Annotated in this window: 19 protein-coding genes; 13 read left to right on the top strand and 6 right to left on the bottom strand. The window is 34.1% G+C overall.

Annotated elements, in window-relative coordinates:
* Positions 1-321 precede the first annotated feature (321 nt).
* The gene (locus tag BKM63_RS04970) at positions 322-1317 is read right to left on the bottom strand and encodes an NAD(P)H-dependent glycerol-3-phosphate dehydrogenase (protein ID WP_071635518.1); all 996 of its coding nucleotides are present in this window, start codon (positions 1315-1317) and stop codon (positions 322-324) included.
* Positions 1318-1508: 191 nt separating this feature from the next.
* On the opposite strand from BKM63_RS04970, the gene BKM63_RS04965 reads away from it, so the two are divergent.
* A complete protein-coding gene (locus BKM63_RS04965) occupies positions 1509-4001 on the top strand; it encodes a toxin-antitoxin system YwqK family antitoxin (protein WP_071635517.1) in 2493 nt (830 codons plus the stop codon).
* Between the two features lie 234 nt (positions 4002-4235).
* On the opposite strand, the gene BKM63_RS04960 is transcribed toward BKM63_RS04965, so the two are convergent.
* Both BKM63_RS04960 and BKM63_RS04955 read right to left on the bottom strand, forming a co-directional pair.
* Complete coding sequence (locus BKM63_RS04960; protein WP_071635516.1) at positions 4236-5393, bottom strand: iron-containing alcohol dehydrogenase; 1158 nt, start codon at positions 5391-5393, stop codon at positions 4236-4238.
* Positions 5394-5555: 162 nt separating this feature from the next.
* Positions 5556-6317 carry a type 1 glutamine amidotransferase domain-containing protein gene (locus BKM63_RS04955; protein WP_071635515.1) on the bottom strand — a complete coding sequence of 254 codons (762 nt, stop codon included), beginning with the start codon at positions 6315-6317 and terminating at the stop codon, positions 5556-5558.
* Positions 6318-6403: 86 nt separating this feature from the next.
* On the opposite strand from BKM63_RS04955, the gene BKM63_RS04950 reads away from it, so the two are divergent.
* From BKM63_RS04950 to BKM63_RS04895, 12 genes are all read left to right on the top strand, one after another.
* Positions 6404-7309, top strand: coding sequence for a LysR family transcriptional regulator (locus BKM63_RS04950; protein ID WP_071635514.1), 906 nt, complete (start codon positions 6404-6406; stop codon positions 7307-7309).
* Between the two features lie 67 nt (positions 7310-7376).
* Entirely contained in the window at positions 7377-7748 is a 372-nt protein-coding gene (locus BKM63_RS04945; RefSeq protein ID WP_071635513.1) for a PKD domain-containing protein, read from the top strand.
* 110 nt (positions 7749-7858) lie between these two features.
* On the top strand, positions 7859-8551 hold the full coding sequence (locus BKM63_RS04940) for an NUDIX hydrolase (protein ID WP_071635512.1): 693 nt from the start codon (positions 7859-7861) through the stop codon (positions 8549-8551).
* Between the two features lie 74 nt (positions 8552-8625).
* On the top strand, positions 8626-9459 hold the full coding sequence (gene prs / locus BKM63_RS04935) for a ribose-phosphate diphosphokinase (RefSeq protein WP_071635511.1): 834 nt from the start codon (positions 8626-8628) through the stop codon (positions 9457-9459).
* A 170-nt stretch (positions 9460-9629) separates the two neighbouring features.
* Entirely contained in the window at positions 9630-9962 is a 333-nt protein-coding gene (locus tag BKM63_RS04930) for a hypothetical protein (protein WP_057115248.1), read from the top strand.
* Positions 9963-9964: 2 nt separating this feature from the next.
* Positions 9965-10828: a hypothetical protein gene (locus tag BKM63_RS04925; RefSeq protein ID WP_071635510.1), complete on the top strand. Its 864-nt coding sequence runs from the start codon at positions 9965-9967 to the stop codon at positions 10826-10828.
* Positions 10829-10989: 161 nt separating this feature from the next.
* Positions 10990-12072, top strand: coding sequence for an adenylosuccinate synthetase (locus tag BKM63_RS04920; RefSeq protein WP_071635509.1), 1083 nt, complete (start codon positions 10990-10992; stop codon positions 12070-12072).
* 7 nt (positions 12073-12079) lie between these two features.
* Complete coding sequence (locus BKM63_RS04915) at positions 12080-12607, top strand: NADAR family protein (RefSeq protein ID WP_071635508.1); 528 nt, start codon at positions 12080-12082, stop codon at positions 12605-12607.
* A 100-nt stretch (positions 12608-12707) separates the two neighbouring features.
* The gene (locus BKM63_RS04910) at positions 12708-13256 is read left to right on the top strand and encodes an RNA 2'-phosphotransferase (RefSeq protein ID WP_071635507.1); all 549 of its coding nucleotides are present in this window, start codon (positions 12708-12710) and stop codon (positions 13254-13256) included.
* Positions 13253-13984 carry a metallophosphoesterase family protein gene (locus BKM63_RS04905; RefSeq protein ID WP_071635506.1) on the top strand — a complete coding sequence of 244 codons (732 nt, stop codon included), beginning with the start codon at positions 13253-13255 and terminating at the stop codon, positions 13982-13984. The genes BKM63_RS04910 and BKM63_RS04905 overlap by 4 nt, the downstream gene beginning before the upstream one ends.
* Positions 13962-14927 carry an ADP-ribosylglycohydrolase family protein gene (locus BKM63_RS04900; RefSeq protein ID WP_347511953.1) on the top strand — a complete coding sequence of 322 codons (966 nt, stop codon included), beginning with the start codon at positions 13962-13964 and terminating at the stop codon, positions 14925-14927. The genes BKM63_RS04905 and BKM63_RS04900 overlap by 23 nt, the downstream gene beginning before the upstream one ends.
* Before the next feature lie 7 nt (positions 14928-14934).
* A complete protein-coding gene (locus BKM63_RS04895; protein WP_071635505.1) occupies positions 14935-16404 on the top strand; it encodes a nicotinate phosphoribosyltransferase in 1470 nt (489 codons plus the stop codon).
* A gap of 104 nt (positions 16405-16508) precedes the next feature.
* Here the strand turns inward: BKM63_RS04895 and nadD are convergent, their stop codons facing one another.
* The 3 genes from nadD to BKM63_RS04880 all read right to left on the bottom strand — a co-directional run bounded on the left by nadD (position 16509) and on the right by BKM63_RS04880 (position 18744).
* Positions 16509-17090 carry a nicotinate (nicotinamide) nucleotide adenylyltransferase gene (gene nadD, locus BKM63_RS04890; protein ID WP_071635504.1) on the bottom strand — a complete coding sequence of 194 codons (582 nt, stop codon included), beginning with the start codon at positions 17088-17090 and terminating at the stop codon, positions 16509-16511.
* A gap of 112 nt (positions 17091-17202) precedes the next feature.
* The gene (gene gmk, locus BKM63_RS04885; protein WP_071635503.1) at positions 17203-17775 is read right to left on the bottom strand and encodes a guanylate kinase; all 573 of its coding nucleotides are present in this window, start codon (positions 17773-17775) and stop codon (positions 17203-17205) included.
* A 108-nt stretch (positions 17776-17883) separates the two neighbouring features.
* Positions 17884-18744: a YicC/YloC family endoribonuclease gene (locus tag BKM63_RS04880; RefSeq protein ID WP_071635502.1), complete on the bottom strand. Its 861-nt coding sequence runs from the start codon at positions 18742-18744 to the stop codon at positions 17884-17886.
* Between the last annotated feature and the right edge of the window lie 100 nt (positions 18745-18844).

Raw genomic sequence — 18844 nt, 5'->3', positions numbered from 1 at the left:
AGATATTTCTTTGCGAAGCAAGGCCAAATTGAGGATTAATAAATGATAATTAGTGTAATTTGTGAGAAAAACGTATTCAGAAATTTTTTAAAATATAGAATTATGTTGTTGATAGCCAGGTCTATATTGTTTAGGTGGTTTTGTAAGAAGCGAGGATTAACTTTTTTTTCGTAAGATGTAGGTTTGATGTATTATCAAAGAAAAAATTTCTTGTTAATTCAAACGATTTTCTGATTTAGTTTCTCTGAATTTTAAGATTTAACCAAAATAAAAGGGCCAGAAAATTAATTCTGACCCCTTTTATAGTTGTATTTTAAGAACTTAATCCAACGATTCAGTTAGTCTTTTAAATACTGTTTTTGCGTCTTTTCCTTCATATAAAACAGCATAAACGGCATCAATAATTGGCGTTTTTGCTCCGTAACCCTGATTTAGTTTATACGCACTTTTTGTAGCATAATATCCTTCGGCAACCATACTCATTTCCATCATGGCACTTTTTACGGTATATCCTTTACCAATCATATTTCCGAACATTCTGTTTCTGGAGAAAACTGAATATCCTGTAACTAATAAATCACCCAAATAAGCCGAATCGTTAATGTTACGTTTCATTTTATGTACTTTACGGATGAATTTTTTCATTTCACGTATTCCGTTACTCATCATTACCGATTGGAAGTTATCTCCATAACCTAATCCGTGCGCAATTCCGGCTGCAATAGCGTAAATGTTTTTAAGCATTGCCGCATATTCGGTGCCAATAATATCATCAGAAATTTTAGCTTTAATGTAATTTCCTGAAAGTGATTTTGCTACAATAGAAGCTTTTTCAGGATCGCCGCAGGCAATTGTTAAATAAGAAAGTCTTTCCAGCGCCACTTCTTCTGCGTGGCAAGGACCTGTAATTACTCCAATATTGTAATATGGAATATCGTATTGAATGTGAAAATGCTCTCCAACTATTAAACTGGTTTCAGGAACAATTCCTTTAATGGCAGAAAATATGATTTTATCAGCCAATGAAACCGTCATATTTTGTAATTCGGCATCTAAGAAAGCAGATGGAATCGCAAAAATGATGTAATCTGCATATTCAATAGCCTCGTTTATATTGTTGGTTAATTTAAGTTTGTTGGTATCGAATTCAACTGAACTTAAATAGTTTGGATTGTGTTTGTATTTCTCTATATGTTCTATTGCAGCTTCATTGCGCATATACCAGGCAATTTCTGAAAGATTCACGCATAACATTTTTGCAATTGCCGTTGCCCAGCTTCCTCCTCCAATCACTGCAAATTTTAACTTTTCGCTCATTATTTTAATAATTTAAAACAAAAGTACTTAATAATGTAGTAATAAAGCAAAAACTCATTTAAGAAATTTAAAAAACAAACCTTAAGTTTATTTGCGCTTAAAAAGCAAAACTAATTTTAATAGAGGATTGACAATCTTTTGTCTAAATAATGATTTAAAATTATTATTTTTGATGAAATTTCCTTCAAATTATGATTAATAAAATTTTCACCCTTATTTTAGCATTAACTAGCGGGCTTTCTTTTTCTCAAAATATAGATCCAATTTATTTTGATAAAAAATGGAAAGAAACCTCTAAAGAAAATGCTTCTTTTTATAGAATTAAGCCTTCAAAAAAAGTGGGTGATTTGGTTTTAATCGAAGATTTTTACATTAACAATACTCCTCAGTTTCAAGGTTATTCTTTGCAAAGTGATGAAAATAATTATGCTGGAGATATAGTTTGGTATGATGAAAATGGCTTTGACTTGTCTGTTTATCAATTTTATAATAATACATCTTCTTCGGTTTTAACGTACTATTATCCAAATGGAAAAAGACTTAAAACGATTCAGTATAAAAATGGTAAAAAAGACGGAGAACATATTGTTTATCATCAGGATGGGACTATTTTAATAAAAGGAAAATATAGCAAAGGACAACCTATTGAAGGAGATTTTGAAGAGGTTAGAAATTGGGAGGATTATAGAAGTAACAATTCAGACAGAGAAGCTAATGAAGAAAAAGAAGGTTTGACCAAAATGACAGTACCCGTAATGGTTGATGATTATAGTGCCGGAACTAAAAAAAAGGCGATAAAAAAAATAATTAAAAGCAAAATCTTCTGGATCAACTCTAAACAATTGGCACAGGAAATTTGGTACGACATTGAGTACGACCAATTACATCCTTTTAAGCAGGTAAATTATGATCAGGCTGGAAAAGTACTTCAAACAATTAATGAAAGTGATTTTAAAGAGTATAGGAATAACATTTTAAAAGGTATTATTTACGAATATTACGTTCAAAACCAATTTGCAGCCGCCATAAAATCGAAAACATCCTATGAAGGAGGAGAAAAGTCCGGGGAAGAAATCAAATATTATCCAAACGGTAAAATTCAGAAATTCACTAAATATATAGACGGTAAAATAGTAGGAGATGAAACTTTTTATGATAAAGATGGTACTGTAATGAAAAAACGTACATATAAAGACGGAAAACCTTTTGATGGTAATTTTGACGAGAATCTTTTCTGGAGTTTAGTTTCTAATGCGAACTATGTAAAAGGCTTAAGAGAAGGAGAAGCCATCGTAAAAACAGATAGTGACAGTATTGTCGCTAAAGGGATTTACAAAAATGACAAACCATATACCGGAACATTTATTGTAAAAACCGGAGAAGATATTCATGAATTGATTAATGTGAAGAACTTTAAGAAGAATGGTTTACAAAAAGTTTTTAATTACAATATCGATGATGTTAATAAAACTTATAACTGTTTGAATGATGTGGTAGATGGTGAAACCATTTTTTATGAAGATGGAGAAGTTACCGGAAAACTCGAATATAAAAACGGCTTGCCTTATAATGGGAAATTAGTTGAATCCAATACAGCAATAGTATATAAAAATGGATCAGTTGCAGAAGAAATTTTCTATAGAAGTAAATATGATAGAACAGAAGAGAATAATGTTCTAAAATCAGTATACTTTGAAAACGGAAAAAGAACAAAAATCGTAAATCGGTCTTTTTTAATTACTTCAGACAAGAAAGATTCTTACGAAGGAGTTTATAAAAACGACAAACCTTATTCGGGATATTTTGCAACAGATTTTAACGAATTTAATCATGTTGATTATTATGAAAATGGAGTTATTAAATACCAATATTCGAATAATTATTTAGAAAATCTTGAGAAGTATCAATATCCAAACTATGATATAAAATCTACTTATAAAGATGGAAAAATAGTTGACGGTCCGGAGTATATAAAATCAGAGCGCCAATTTATTTCTAAGTATTGGAAAAATGGAGTTTTGACAAGCTATGATATTGATTTGTTTGCCATGCACTATTTTAATCGTTTTCATTTCGATTTAAAAGATAAAGCCATTGAAATTACAATATTTAACAGCAAAAAAAAGGCTGAAATCGTTATTGAAAAACAAGGAAGTAAAAATAGCAGTAAACTGATTGTTGGAAAGAAAACCCTAATGTCTAAATCTTCTGTAGAATTAAATAATACCTTATCATCCGATATAGCAGAAAATATATTGTATTATGAATCAGATAATGAGGTTTTGGCAAAAATGATATCTTTTGAAAAGCATAATCTTAAAGATTCTGAGGAAGATAATAGTCAGGAATTTACGATTATTACTAATTTGTTTATTTCACATATTAACGATAATGAAACAATCGAAGCCAACTTCAATAAAATAGCAGAAGAATTTTCGACAAAAAAAGCTCTTGAAACTTTACTAAGAGGAGGAGAGGAAACAGGAGTATTAGCTAGATTATGGTTTAATAAAGAAAAAAAACCGGATTTTGGAATTCTAATAGAAAAGAACAAAAATGAAATGTATGATCTAAAATCTTTTCTGAAAGGAAAAGTTTTGGGAGAAAAAAAGAATGTAATTTTTAAGGATATTAGAAAAGAGATTGATATTCTTGAAAAGAAAATCAAGGAAGACTTTAAATAAATTTATGCAATGTTGAAATAAAAAAATATTTCATCTTTCACACAATAAAACACAAAACTGCACGTTGTAAGTCTTTATAAATTAGAATTTTAATGAATTTATCTAGATTTGAGTTAGTTAGTTTTGTTTTAGTATTTTAAAAAGGCGTTCCTAAACTAGTTAAGAACGCCTTTTTTGATGAAATTCCAATCTTAAAATGTTGGAACTGGGATTTTCTAAATTCAGAATTGATCTTTAGTAAGAAAGTTCAACAATTGATTTTACTTTATCTAAAGTTACCAATTGGTTTTCACCAAGACCTTTCCAGCCTCTTTCGTCGAAACGATTTACTATAAAATCTGCGGTATTGTTATAATCTTCTGTGTATTGCGAAAGTTTTGTGTCCATTCCCATAGTATGGAAAAATTCGACTGTTTTATTAATGGCTTCTTTTGCTACTTCTTCATCAGAACCTTTTAAGTCAAAAATTCTTCTTCCGTATTGTGCTAATTTACCTTTTTTGGTTTCGAACATCACGTTGTATAAACTTGGACCTATAATCGCCAAAGTGCGTGCATGATCGATCCCGTAAAGTGCGGTTAACTCATGGCCTATCATGTGCGTTGCCCAATCACTTGGGACTCCTTTTTGAATTAGTCCATTTAGTGCCATTGTACAGCTCCACATAAAGTTAGAGGCCAAAGCATAATCTGTTGGGTTTTCTACCACTTTTGGACCAACTTCTATTAAAGTCTGCAAAATACCTTCGGCAATTCTATCTTGTAAATAACCTTCGTGCGGATATGTTAAATATTGCTCCATCACGTGTGTGTACGCATCGACAACACCATTCTGAATTTGTCTTTTTGGTAAAGAAGCGATCACGGTTGGATCACAGATAGAGAATTTCGGGAACATTGCACTGCCGCCAAAAGCCAGTTTTTCCTGGGTCGATTCGATCGTAACCACAGAACCGGAATTCATTTCGCTTCCTGTTGCCGGAAGAGTCAAAACAGTTCCAAAAGGCATTGCATTTTCTTTAATTAAAATTCGTTTCTGTAAAATGTCAATCGGATTTCCTTCAAAATTAACGGCTGCCGAAATAAATTTCACACCATCAATCACAGATCCGCCGCCTACAGCCAGGATAAAGTCGATTTTTTCAGCCTTAATAACATCAACGGCTTTCATTAAAGTTTCAAATCTTGGGTTTGGTTCAATACCGCCAAATTCCACAATTTCAAAACCTTTTAAATTCGCGATTACCTGATCGTAAACACCATTTTTAAAGATACTTCCGCCGCCGTAAGCCAATAAGATTTTGGCATCTTTTGGAACTAAAGTCGAAAGTTTCTCAATTTGTCCTTTTCCGAATATTAAATTCGTAGGATTATATAATTCAAAGTTTAGCATTTTTTTTTAGAGTTTCTAAGATGCTGAGATTATAAGGACTAAGCTTTTTAACCTAATTCTCTTAAAATCCCAGCATCTGAATTTATTTTATTCTTTTAATTAGTACTAAAGAGATATACACAAAGTTTATAAAACCTTAGTGCCTTAGAATCTCAACAGCTTTTATTTCAATTCCTGTAGTAACTTTCCAGCTACCAATTTAGACGATGCAGGGTTTTGTCCTGTAATCAAAAGTCCGTCAGCAACAGCATAAGGCTGCCAGTTTGCTCCTTTCGAAAATTGAGCCCCATTTTGAGTCAAAGCATCTTCTAATAAAAACGGAACCACTTTAGTTAAACCAACTGCTTCTTCCTCTGCATTGGTAAATCCGGTTACTTTTTTACCTTTTACCAAATATTCTCCTTTTACTTTTACGTTTTTCAAAACAGCCGGAGCATGACATACAAAAGCTACAGGTTTATTATGAGTATAAAAAGATTCGATTAAAGCGATAGAGTTTTTATCTTCAACTAAATCCCAAAGCGGACCATGACCTCCTGGATAAAATACCGCATCATAATCTTTCTGGTTAACAGTTGATAGTTTCAGCGTGTTTTTTAATTTTTCCTGTAAAACCTTATCGGCATCAAAACGTTTTGTGTCTTCTGTTGCCGATGCCGGATCAGCACTTTTTGGATCTATTGGCGGCTGCCCTCCAAGCGGAGAAGCAATTGTAATTTCAACTCCCTGATCTAGTAGTTCGTAGTATGGCGCAGCAAATTCTTCTGACCAAAATCCTGTTTTTTCTCCTGTATTGCCCAGCTTATCATTGCTGGTGACAACAAATAATACTTTTTTCATACTTTTTTTATTAGATTTCTGAGCCACAGCTGAAATGCTTGTCGCTGTAAATGCAATTATTGCGAGTAATGCTATTTTCTTCATAATTTTAAAATTTTAGACAAATTTAATGCTTAAGTGATATTTGTAAAAATAAAATAAACTATGTTTGTTATAAATAAATTTATGTCATGGTAAATCTGGAATGGTATAGAACTTTTAAGGCAGTTTATAAAAACGGTAATTTTTCGGTAGCTGCAAAGGAATTATTTATGAGTCAGCCTGCCGTTAGTCAGCAAATTTCTATGCTGGAGGCTCATGTAGGAAATAAATTATTTAACCGAAAATCAAAAGGAGTTGAGCCAACCGAATACGCTAAGTTACTGAATAATTTGATAATAGACGCGCTCGACAGACTGGAAAGTGTCGAAACGGGTTTTAGAGCAAAAGCAGAAGATGCCAATCGATTAATTTCTGTTGGAATTTCAAAACATCTTTTTGACTGCGTTGGAAATCTTTTAATTTCTAAGTTTGATTTAATCGATTTTACCTTTGCCGAAAATGACGAACTTTTTGAATTAGTGGATGCTAAAAAACTTGATTTTGCCATTACCACAAAAAGATTTGACACTTTTGATACCACTTATGAGATTGTTGGAAAAATTAAACTGATATTGGTTGCGCCTACAAGTCTGGATATAACAGAATTCCGCCAAAGATTAAAAGCGGATAATTTTACCGAAATAGAACAATGGCTGAATGGGCAAAAGTGGTATAGTCATGATGCGAGAATTCCGCATATAAAATTATTCTGGCTGCATGCTTTTAATAAAAAAAGACCATCAATGGTTCCTAATTATATTATTCCATCAGAATCTGAAATGCTTAGACTTTTGTCTAAAAATGAAGGAGTGGCGGTAACCTGGAATTGTAATGCCCGAAATTACATTAAAGAAAATAAATTACAGTTGGTATGGAACAGTTTTCATGTTCCCGAGGAATTTGTGTATGTTTTAACTCCTAAAAATAACAATGTTAATTCCTTTTTTGAGATCATTTCTAAAGAATTGAAATTGTTTTTTGGTAATAGATTATGATTGAAATCATCAAGGTTTATTTTTTTAAAGAATAAATTTGTTGTACAAACCACTAAAATTCCAACTTATGAAGAAGATTACAGCAATTTTAATCCTGACCATGGTACTTTTTATGTCTAATTCTTGCAGTAAGCATGATGATGAGGCAATAATAGATTGTTTTGGAGATTCAATTTTAACCTCACTGAAACATTCGGCAGACGAAACTAATTCTAAAATAATTAATTACTCAATACAATACAGTGGCAGCAATACCGTAACCTCTGTAAAATGGACTTTCGGCGATGGAACTCCGGCGCAGACGGTAAGTACGGCAACAGGTGCCGTACAGCATACATATACTGCGGCCGGAACATTTGAAGTTAAAGCAGATGTCACGCTTTCCAAATCGGGAGGAAGCTGCACCGTGAGTCCAAAGAAAAACATTACGGTGAACTAGAAGGACCGGAAAAAAGATTTTTTTGAGAGTCAATTTTATAATTTAACTGCGTGCATTAAATTATAAAATTGACTCTCATTCGTTATATTTGTTTGATAGGATTTACGATTATGGAAAATTTACAAAATATAAGAATTGCTGTTGATGCAATTGTTTTTGGATACAAAAACAATGATTTATATGTATTATTAATTGAACAGCAATTTGGTACTTCAGATAAATATTGGGCTTTGCCTGGCGGTTTGGTTAAAAATGACGAATCGCTGAGTGATGCGGTAATACGAGAATTACATGAAGAAACAAACGTACAGCTGACTTTTATGGAACAATTGTACACTTTTGGTGATGATATTTACAGAGATTCCAGAAACCGGGTTATTTCGGTGGCTTATTATGCTTTGGTCGATGCTTCAAATTTAGATATAAAAGCCAATACTGATGCCGAAAGAGTACAATGGTGTAAAATAGATGAAATTCCGGCTTTGGCATTCGACCATAATTTGATACTTGAAAAGGCTATTACCAGATTAAAAGCAAAACTGACTTATGAACCCATAGGCTTCGATTTACTTCCCGAAGAATTCTTGTTTTCTGATCTCGAAAACTTGTACTGCACAATTTTAGAAAAAGAAATTGACCGCAGAAATTTTAGAAAAAAAATACTCAGTTACGGTATTTTAGAACAAACTGAAAATTTTTCACCCATTAAAACGGGTCGTCCTGCTAAACTTTTTAAGTTTAATAAATTAAAATACAATGAGTTAACCAATAAAGGTTTTCACTTCGAAATAAAGTTTGCGTAATTTTTACACAAAATAAATTGTTTATTAAAAATTTAATTCTACATTTGCGTATAATTAACGCAAACTAAAAAACTATGATACTAAATCTCGACCCAAAATTCGCTCCTTTTCAAAATCAGGAAGAAATCAAATTTCAAAGTTTTACATTTTCTGGCGGAGAACCCCACATTAAAATCAGTCCGGATTTTGATGTAAACAGAAAAATAACCATTACACACCGACTAAATTCTTTTAACGATTTAGGTTTATTGTGTATCACGGTTGATGCTTTACGCAGAATGGATGTGAAAATCATCGATCTTTTTATTCCGTATTTCCCGGCTGCAAGACAAGATCGTGTTATGATTCCGGGTGAACCTTTATCTGTAAAAGTATATGCTGATATTATAAACGCACTTCAGTTGAATAAAGTTTTTGTTTTTGATGCACATTCTGAAGTGACACCTGCTTTATTGAACAACAGTACCGTTATTCCAAACTATACTTTTATCAAAGAAGTATTAAATAGAATTGGTCAGAACGTAAAATTGATTTCTCCAGATGGAGGTGCTTTAAAGAAAATCTACAAAGTTTCTGAATTTTTAGGCGGTGTTGAGGTAGTAGAATGCAGTAAAAGCCGAGATGTAAAAACCGGAAAATTATCTGGTTTTAAAGTTTATGAAGACGATTTAAACGGAATGGATTGTTTAATTGTAGATGATATCTGCGACGGCGGCGGCACTTTTGTTGGCTTAGCCGAAGAATTAAAAAAGAAAAATGCCGGAAAATTATACTTAGCCGTAAGCCACGGAATTTTTAATAAAGGTTTTGAAGTTCTAAACTGCTTCGATGCCATTTTTACCACAAATTCTTTTAAAGATTTTGAAGGCGAAAGTGTTCAGGTGATCGGACTTGATAAGTTAGTTTAAAAGTTTCAAGTTTCAGGTTTCAAGTTGCTGTAGAGAACCTGAAACCTGAAACAAAAAAACCTGAAACAAAAAAAGTCTATTAATCGTTTCAAGTTTAAGATTTCAGTTTCAATTCCAGCATGCAACCTGAAACATGAAACAGAGAAAACCTGAAACAAAAACAAAAAAAAATGAGCGATTTAAAACCAAGATTTATTGAATCTTTAAAAAGAAACAATGATCAGATAAGAGAAGACAGAGCCAAAACCATCGGCGAAGATTCTGAATTAATATACAGACGTCGAGTTGAAGATATTGAACTAAAAATAAAACGATTAGAGAGAGAGCAGGAAGGACTTATTGATATTAGTCCGCTGGATAAAAACAGTTTAACCTTTGCCGATTTTCAGCCAGAAGCTTTTGTACAAAAAGATATGGAACTTTCGCTGACCATCAGGAATTTAAATATCCAGTTTGAAGTAACAAAAAAGAGATTTGAGTATTTATTTGGTAAAACATTTTAGTTATGGGAGGTACAAGATATGACTTAGGCGCTCGTTTGAGCAGAGCAGCAGCAGCAGGTTACGGATCTAAATCTGCGAGTGAGATTTTTACGCAAAATTCTTTACGAATGGCGCATGAATCTATGAATCCAAACGGAATTACGTTTCGGGAAGCCAGAGATTCTGAAGTTCATCCAAACACAGTTCCAATTATTTTAGGACTGGACGTGACGGGAAGTATGGGACATATACCACACGAACTGATCAAAGAAGGACTTCCAAAATTAATGGGAGGAATTATTCAGGGAGGCGTTCCGGATCCGGCACTTTTATTTTTAGGAATCGGCGACCACGAATGCGATCGATATCCTTTGCAGGTAGGACAGTTTGAGTCTGGAGATGAAGAATTGGAAATGTGGCTTACGAGAACCTATATTGAAGGCGGAGGCGGAGGAAACGCCGGTGAAAGTTATTTATTAGCCTGGTATTTTGCTGCATTCCATACCAAAACCGATGCATTCGAAAAAAGAGGCCAAAAAGGATTGTTGTTTACCGTGGGCGATGAGCCGGGTTTAAAAACGCTTCCGGCATCGGCAATAAAAGAAATTATGGGTTCTGGACAAAATACGTATACGCATCTCGAATTATTGGCTGAAGCCCAAAAGAGATACGATGTTTATCACATAAGCGTGCTGCATTCAGGACAAGCAATTAATGCTGATGTAGAATGGAAAGAACTTTTAGGACAAAACTGTTTGTCTATCGAAGATCACAGAGAAATCCCGAATGTAATTAAGAAAATAATCTGCGATAAACATAAAAGTGATGCTTCAGGTTTAGGAACAACACCTGTTTCAGGCGGTTTAGATAATATAGAAATGCTTTAATTTTTAAACATAGAAACATAGTTTTATTTTTTGAATTTGAGAGATTAAAAGAAGAAACTAGTTTCTAACACATAGATACTATGTTTGTTTAAACTAGTGAAACGCCTTTTTAAAGTTTCCAAAACCTATGTTTCTATGTGTTTAAAATAATATTTTACAAAATGAAAACAGCAAAAATAGTTATAGGTTTAGGATTTGGCGATGAAGGAAAAGGAATAACAACAGATTTTCTGGCAAAACAAAATCCTGAATCTATAGTTATTCGGTTTTCAGGCGGGCAGCAGGCGGCGCACACGGTTATGATTGGCGCTAAAAAACACGTGCATTCAAGTTTTGCGAGCGGCGCACTTCGTGGTCTTCCGTCTTATTACAGTGAACACTGTACGATTCATCCACTTTTTTTATACAACGAAAGAGAAGAATTAAAAGAAAAAAATGCCAATTTGGATTTGTTTATCCATCCGTTAGCAAAAGTTACGACTCCTTTTGATGTTTGGCATAATAGAGGAAACGTAAGAAACATTGACCACGGAACCTGCGGAAAAGGTATTGGATCAACGATGAAAAGAAATGAAGGTCCGTACAAATTGTTTGCGATTGATTTGATTGCACCCAGCGAAATGCTTTTAGAAAAATTGAACCAAATCGCGTATTACTACGGTTTTTTAAATGAGCCCAATATCGACGAGGAAGTTCAGGCTTATCTGGAAGCAATTGATAAAATCAAATGGAATATAGTCGATTACAGTTTTCTTTCAAATTATAACAGTTTAATTTTTGAAGGAAGTCAGGGAATTCTCCTTGATATGGATCATGGTGTTTTTCCGAATGTTACGTATGCCAATACGACTTCAAAAAATGCGATTGAAATCTGTAATAAACTAAATATTGAGGAAGTAAACATTTATTACGTAACCAGAAGTTATGTTACCAGACACGGTCACGGTTGGATGCCTGGCGAAGGAGAAATACAATTAAAAAACAACGAAGAAGAAACCTGTGTTTTCAACGAATATCAAAAACATTTAAGATTTGGCAATCTTGATTACGACTTGTTGAACTACGCTTTAAAATTAGATGCTGCATATAGCCCAATGGCAAAAAGAAACCTGGTGGTAACCTGCATGGACCAGCTAGAAAAGGATTATGAATTTGAAAGCCTGACAACAGACTTCAACACGATTTACGGATCATTTTCACCCGATTCTAAAGATTTTAAAGAGATTACATCTTTGTTTCAATAACAGAAAAATGAAATACAATATAGAAAATACAGCTCCGGAAAGTAAATTTTTATTTTTCTGGGGACATCAGCCAAGTAAAGACGGAACGATTACTAAAACCTGTTTCAGCCAGTGGTGGTTAAGTTCTTTTAAAGTAGACGGTGTGACCTACAAAACAGCCGAACACTGGATGATGGCAAAAAAAGCAGAATTATTTAAGGATCAGGAAATTTTAGAAAAAATCATAAAATGTAATTCGCCAGCGGAAGCCAAAAAGCTAGGGAGAAAGGTTAGAAATTATGATGACAAAGTTTGGTTAGAAAATCGATATGAAATTGTGAAAGAAGGAAACTATCATAAGTTCAGTCAAAATCCTGATTTAAAAACGTTTCTGCTAAATACAAATGAAAGAGTGATTGTAGAAGCAAGTCCGGTTGACCCAATCTGGGGAATTGGAATGGCAGGCGATCATAAAGATGCTTTAAATCCGGAGAAATGGAAAGGATTAAATCTGTTAGGTTTTGCTTTAATGGAGGTTCGGGATGAATTGAGGTAAAATTAAAGAAAAACCAATGTTCCGTAGGAACATTTCATCGGTAGTAGATAATTAGAAATTATAAAAAATAAAGATGTTCCATGGGAACATTTCATAGGTAATGAATGAAAAAGCAGCAAAAACAGTAAGCAAATTTCTAAGTTTAGTACTTAGACATTCGCCAGAAAAAATAGGATTAAAATTAGACGAAAACGGCTGGGCAGATGTAGAAGAATTAATTATAAAATGTTCCCAAAAAGGCAATAAATTAGACAAAATACTTTTAGATTACGTTGTAGAGAATAACGATAAAAAACGTTTCGCTTATAACGAAGACAAAACCAGAATCCGTGCGAGTCAGGGACATTCAATTTCAGTTGAATTGGATTTAGCAGAAACAGAGCCTTCAGAATATTTGTATCACGGAACCGTTGGGAAGTTCATGGAAAGCATTCAGAAAGAAGGTTTGAAAAAAATGAGCCGTCAGCATGTGCATCTTTCCAAAGACAAAGAAACCGCAGTAAAAGTAGGAAGCAGGAGAGGAGTTCCTCAGATTTTAACAGTTAGAAGCGGTGCCATGCACAGAGACGGATTTAAATTTTATCTGTCTGAAAATAATGTCTGGCTTACAGACGAAGTTCCGGCGAAGTATATCGAGTTTAAATCATGAAAAGAACCTTAGTTTTTGGCGATATTCACGGCGGATTAAAAGCATTAATTCAGTTGCTGGAAAAAATTGATTATTCAGAAAGTGACCGATTTGTTTTTCTGGGAGATTATGTCGATGGCTGGAGCGAATCCAGACAAGTGATTGATTTTTTAATTGATTTATCCCAAAAACAAGAATGCATTTTTATAAGAGGAAACCATGATGCCTGGTGTCAGGAATGGTTAGAAAATAATGTTGTAAACGATATTTGGTTTTTGCACGGAGGAAAATCGACCATAGAAAGTTATGCCGCTATTGAGTTTTCAGAAAAAGAAAAACATTGTCATTTTTTCAACGCTATGAAAGATTACTTTGTAGATGAAAACAACAATTTGTTTATTCATGCTGGTTTTTCATCTATGCATGGTCCGGAAAAGGAACATTATAAAACCAATTATTCCTGGGATAGAACGCTTTGGGAAATGGCTTTGACAATGGACAAAAGAATTCAGAAAGATTCACTCTCGTATCCAAAAAGATTATTGCTTTTTAATGAAATCTATATCGGTCACACACCAACGCTTCATTATAATGTTGAAATTCCCATGCAGGGCTGTAATGTCTGGAATATTGATACCGGAGCTGGTTTTTATGGAAAATTAAGCTGTCTGGACATTGAAACGAAAGCATTTTGGCAGAGTGATGCCGTACAGACATTTTATCCAAATGAAAAAGGAAGAAATAAATAAAATGATGAACAATAAAATAGAATCAGGTTTATTTGGGGTTGCAATTGGCGATGCTTTAGGTGTTCCGGTAGAGTTTAAATCGAGAGATTATTTAAGAAAAAATCCTGTTGCAGACATGATGGGATATATGTGTTGGAATCAGCCGCCGGGAACATTTAGTGATGATAGTTCATTGGCTTTTTGTACGGCAGAAAGTTTATGCCGAGGCTTTGATATAGAAGATATGGCCTTAACTTTTGTAAAATGGATGCAGGAAGGATATTGGGGAGCACACCATACAGTATTTGATATTGGAGGAACGACCAGACATTCTTTAGCCAGAGTTGTAAAAGGAGAATCTGCCAGAAATTCGGGTAATCTTTTTGAGGAAGACAACGGCAATGGTTCGCTAATGCGTATTTTGCCATTGGTATTTTATCTTCAAAACGAGAAAGATATTGAGGTTGTTTACCAGAAAGTCAAAGCAGTTTCATCGATAACACATGCTCATTTCCGTTCGGTATTTGCTTGTTTTATTTATGTTGTATATTGTTTGGAGATTCTAAAAGATAAAGATAAATTCGAAGCTTATAAGGAAATGCAAAATGTACTTTCACGATTTTTGAAAGATAAAAAGTATAATCCTAATGAAATTCAGTTATTTGACAAGGTTTTGAAGAACGATATTACCGAATATCCAGAAAGCGAAATTCGTTCATCGGGTTACGTACTGCATAGTTTAGAAGCGGGTTTCTGGTGTTTTTTAAATTCTGATTCTTATGAAGAAACGGTTTTAAAAGCAGTAAACTTAGGTGAAGATACCGATACAACAGCTGCAATTGCAGGAGGATTAGCCGGAATGTATTACGGAATCGGAAACATGCCTCAAAAATGGATCGACAAAGTAGTAAGATCCAATGATATTAAAGATTTAGCAGAACGATTATCACAAAAATGTAAATAAAAAATATATGAACCCACTATTATTAACAGACGGTTACAAAGTTGACCACAGAAGACAATACCCGGACAATACCACATTAGTATATTCTAACTGGACACCTCGCAAATCAAGAATTGAAGGTCTTGATGAGGTTGTGTTTTTCGGATTACAATATTTCATTAAAAAATATATCATTCACGATTTTGAAGAATATTTTTTCAAACAGCCAAAAGAGGAGGTAATTAAGAAATATTCAAGAAGAATCAATAATTATTTGGGTGAAAACCAGGTAGGAACAAAACATATCGAAGATTTACATGATTTAGGATATATTCCGATGGTTTTTAAAGCTTTGCCAGAAGGGGCAAGCGTGCCGTTGCGAGTGCCAATGTTTACCATGTACAACACGATTCCGGAGTTTTTCTGGCTGACTAATTATTTTGAAACTTTGCTTTCAGCCGTGATCTGGCTTCCTTGTAACTCAGCAACAATTGCAAAAGAATACAGAAAAGTTTTGGACAAATATGCAGATCAAACTTCATCTGTTCCGGAATTGGTAGACTGGCAGGCGCATGATTTCTCAATGAGAGGAATGGGCGGAATTGAAGCAGCGCTGACTTCTGCAGCAGGCCATTTATTGAGCTTTACAGGATCTGATACCATTCCGGCAATAGATTTCTTCGAAGAATATTACAAAGCCAATTCGGATTCAGAATTAATCGCAGGTTCAGTTGCTGCTACAGAACATTCTGTAATGTGTATGGGAACTACAGAGGGTGAATATGAAACTTTTAAAAGATTAATTACAGAGGTTTATCCAAAAGGAATTGTTTCTATCGTGTCTGATACCTGGGATTTATGGAAGGTTTTAACGGATTATCTTCCGAGATTGAAAGAAGATATTATTTCAAGAGAAGGTAAAGTCGTAATTCGTCCTGACAGCGGTGATCCGGTTGATATCATCTGCGGAAATCCAAACGGAAAAACAGAACAGGAAAAGAAAGGGGTAATCGAATTGCTTTGGGATGTTTTTGGCGGTGCTGTAAACAATAAAGGATTTAAAGAATTAGTGCCGCAGATTGGAGCTATTTATGGCGACAGTATTACGGTGGCAAGAGCGACTCAAATTTGCGAAAGACTGAAAGAAAAAGGATTTGCTTCTACCAATGTTGTTTTAGGAATTGGATCTTTTACCTATCAATATAATACTCGTGATACTTTCGGTTTTGCGATGAAAGCAACTTATGGAGAAGTTAACGGAGAAGGAAGAGCGATCTTCAAAGATCCGATTACAGATGACGGAACTAAAAAATCGGCTAAAGGATTGATGAAAATTGATCTAATCGACGGCAAGTACCATTTAAGTGATAATGTTTCTTGGGAAGAAGAAAAACAGGGTGAATTGAAAGAGATTTTCAGAGACGGAAAACTTTTAATCGATCAATCGCTAAGCGAGATTCGAAACCGAGTAAAAAGCGAAATTAACGTTGAAGCATAAAAACAAAAAAGCCTGAATTTAAAGTTCAGGCTTTTTTTTATGATTTGTTTTTGCATTCAGCTTGTCATTGCTCGTTCCTCGCAATAACAAGACTGCGTTTATTTTTACCTCTTATAAAAATTATTATGATCAATATATTCCCAAACTTTTGGAGGTAAAAGAGGCTGAATATTTTTTCCTTCTTTTATACTGTTCCGAATAAAAGTCGAAGAAATCTCCACAATGGGTGCATCGATTACATGAATTTTCGGATGTGATTTTAATTCCATGTTTTCTGGTTCATCAGAAATACGAGGATAGACATAAATGTCATGATTATCAAGGATCACTTCGTAGTTTTTCCATTTGTGTAGCGTTTTCAGATTATCTTCTCCCATAATCAGAGAAAATTCATGATTTGGATATTTTTCCTGTAAATGTGCTAACGTAATGACTGTGTAATTGGGCTGAGGTAATTTGAACTCAATATCGGAAGGTTTAATTTTCGGATATTCTTCTGTTGCCAGATAAACCATTTGAAGACGTTGATGATCGTCGAGTAAAGTTGCTTTCTTTTTTAACGGATTATGAGGCGTAACGACCATCCAAATCTGATCTAAATCTGCAAACTCAGCCATATGATTGGCAATGATCAAGTGACCAACATGAATTGGATTATACGTTCCGAAGTAAAGGCCTATTTTCATTTTTAAAAGTTTCACAGAGAGGCGCTAAGATAGCACAAAGATTCGCAAAGTTTAAAATAATACTTTTGCGAATCTCTGTGTTTTTTTCTTTGTGTATCTCTGTGGAATAAAATTATTTATTTACAAACTCCTTTACAAGTTGATACGCTTCTTCTTTTGCCGTATCTAAATCGTAGTTTTTTATAATAGTATCAAATTGCGGTGCTGTTGCCAGTTCAACCGATGCTTTTGCGATACGCATATTGATTTTGTCGTCACTTTCGGTAGAGCGTTGTTTTAAGCGGCGTTTTAGTTCGTCAACACTTGGTGGTTTTACAAAAACAGCTAAAGTCTGCTCCGGAAATTTATGTTTAATACGTAATCCGCCGGCAACATCAATATCAAAAATTACATTTTTCCCCATAGCCCAGATTCTTTCGATTTCGGCTTTTAAAGTACCGTAAAAGTTATCACGGTATACTTCTTCCCATTCCAGGAATTCTTCGGCTTTAATGTGTTTTTTGAATTGTTCCAGCGAAATGAAATAATAATCTTTTCCGTGTTCTTCTTCTCCGCGCGGATCGCGTGAAGCCGCTGAGATCGAAAATTCTAAATTTAAATCTTCTTTCCCTAGTAAATGTTTTACTATAGTTGTTTTTCCTGATCCTGATGGGGCAGAGAAAACAATTAATTTTCCTTTGTTCATTAATTTATGCTTTAGGCTTATTATGCTTTAAGCTTTAGGCAGTAAGCCTTAAGCTTTAATTTGAGATCGTTATTTCGCTTATAGCCTATAGCTTAAAGCTTATTGCGTTTACAACACATTCAAAACCTGCTCCTTAATTTTCTCCAATTCATCCTTCATCATCACCACCAATTTCTGCATTTGGGCATGATTCGATTTAGAACCCATAGTATTGATTTCACGACCCATTTCCTGAGTAATAAAACCTAATTTACGGCCATTAGCTTCGGTGCCTTTTATGGTTTCTAAGAAATAATCCAAATGATTCGTTAAGCGCACTTTTTCTTCTGTAATATCTAATTTTTCAAGATAGTAGATTAGTTCCTGCTCAAAACGGTTTTCGTCAACATTCACCTGCAGTTCAGAAATCGCAGTCTGCAGACGATCTTTAATTGCCTGAACACGTTCTGGATCCAGTGCCAGGGCGTCGTTCATATATTGGCGTATATTTCCAATTCTCAGGTTAAATTCTTTTTCAAGAGATTCGCCTTCGTCTTTTCTAAAACTTAAAATATTTTGTAAAGCTTCGTCAATGATAATCTGAATTTGCTCCCAGTCGTTTTCGTCGATTTCCTCACGTTCTGTTTTTAATGTATCCGGCATACGAACGGCCATTTTCATTAGTTCAGTTTCATCAGCATCTGCATAAACCTCTCTCAATTGCGCGATATAGTTCTTCACAACAGGAACATTTACTTTTGTTGAAGTCTGTTCGGCAGTGCTTTCTATATAAATTGCAAAATCAATTTTTCCTCTTTCAAGTTTAGTTGAGATTTGAGTTCTTAAACCTAATTCCATTTCACGGTAAACCGACGGCATTCTTACGTTTAAATCCAAACCTTTACTGTTTAAGGATTTTACTTCGACTGTGATTTTTTTTGTAGGCAATTGCAAAGAAGCTTTGCCAAACCCTGTCATAGATTGTATCATATAATTGAGTATAAAGGCGCAAAGATAAATAAAAGTTTGCTCTATTCAGTTGGAAATTAGTCTTCAGTCGCAGTTTTCAGTTTGACAGAAAAAATAGCGG

It is taken from the genome of Flavobacterium johnsoniae, assembly GCF_001879205.1.
In the GTDB taxonomy this organism is placed as follows: domain Bacteria; phylum Bacteroidota; class Bacteroidia; order Flavobacteriales; family Flavobacteriaceae; genus Flavobacterium; species Flavobacterium johnsoniae_A.
This window is presented reverse-complemented; position numbering and strand designations above follow the sequence as displayed.

Excerpts from the sequence above, each read along its gene's own strand:
- BKM63_RS04970 (WP_071635518.1), bottom strand. The coding sequence starts at position 1,317 with ATGAGCGAAAAGTTAAAATTTGCAGTGATTGGAGGAGGAAGCTGGGCA.
- BKM63_RS04965 (WP_071635517.1), top strand. The coding sequence starts at position 1,509 with ATGATTAATAAAATTTTCACCCTTATTTTAGCATTAACTAGCGGGCTT.
- BKM63_RS04960 (WP_071635516.1), bottom strand. The coding sequence starts at position 5,393 with ATGCTAAACTTTGAATTATATAATCCTACGAATTTAATATTCGGAAAA.
- BKM63_RS04955 (WP_071635515.1), bottom strand. The coding sequence starts at position 6,317 with ATGAAGAAAATAGCATTACTCGCAATAATTGCATTTACAGCGACAAGC.
- BKM63_RS04950 (WP_071635514.1), top strand. The coding sequence starts at position 6,404 with ATGGTAAATCTGGAATGGTATAGAACTTTTAAGGCAGTTTATAAAAAC.
- BKM63_RS04945 (WP_071635513.1), top strand. The coding sequence starts at position 7,377 with ATGAAGAAGATTACAGCAATTTTAATCCTGACCATGGTACTTTTTATG.
- BKM63_RS04940 (WP_071635512.1), top strand. The coding sequence starts at position 7,859 with ATGGAAAATTTACAAAATATAAGAATTGCTGTTGATGCAATTGTTTTT.
- prs (WP_071635511.1), top strand. The coding sequence starts at position 8,626 with ATGATACTAAATCTCGACCCAAAATTCGCTCCTTTTCAAAATCAGGAA.
- BKM63_RS04930 (WP_057115248.1), top strand. The coding sequence starts at position 9,630 with ATGAGCGATTTAAAACCAAGATTTATTGAATCTTTAAAAAGAAACAAT.
- BKM63_RS04925 (WP_071635510.1), top strand. The coding sequence starts at position 9,965 with ATGGGAGGTACAAGATATGACTTAGGCGCTCGTTTGAGCAGAGCAGCA.
- BKM63_RS04920 (WP_071635509.1), top strand. The coding sequence starts at position 10,990 with ATGAAAACAGCAAAAATAGTTATAGGTTTAGGATTTGGCGATGAAGGA.
- BKM63_RS04915 (WP_071635508.1), top strand. The coding sequence starts at position 12,080 with ATGAAATACAATATAGAAAATACAGCTCCGGAAAGTAAATTTTTATTT.
- BKM63_RS04910 (WP_071635507.1), top strand. The coding sequence starts at position 12,708 with ATGAATGAAAAAGCAGCAAAAACAGTAAGCAAATTTCTAAGTTTAGTA.
- BKM63_RS04905 (WP_071635506.1), top strand. The coding sequence starts at position 13,253 with ATGAAAAGAACCTTAGTTTTTGGCGATATTCACGGCGGATTAAAAGCA.
- BKM63_RS04900 (WP_347511953.1), top strand. The coding sequence starts at position 13,962 with ATGAAAAAGGAAGAAATAAATAAAATGATGAACAATAAAATAGAATCA.
- BKM63_RS04895 (WP_071635505.1), top strand. The coding sequence starts at position 14,935 with ATGAACCCACTATTATTAACAGACGGTTACAAAGTTGACCACAGAAGA.
- nadD (WP_071635504.1), bottom strand. The coding sequence starts at position 17,090 with ATGAAAATAGGCCTTTACTTCGGAACGTATAATCCAATTCATGTTGGT.
- gmk (WP_071635503.1), bottom strand. The coding sequence starts at position 17,775 with ATGAACAAAGGAAAATTAATTGTTTTCTCTGCCCCATCAGGATCAGGA.
- BKM63_RS04880 (WP_071635502.1), bottom strand. The coding sequence starts at position 18,744 with ATGATACAATCTATGACAGGGTTTGGCAAAGCTTCTTTGCAATTGCCT.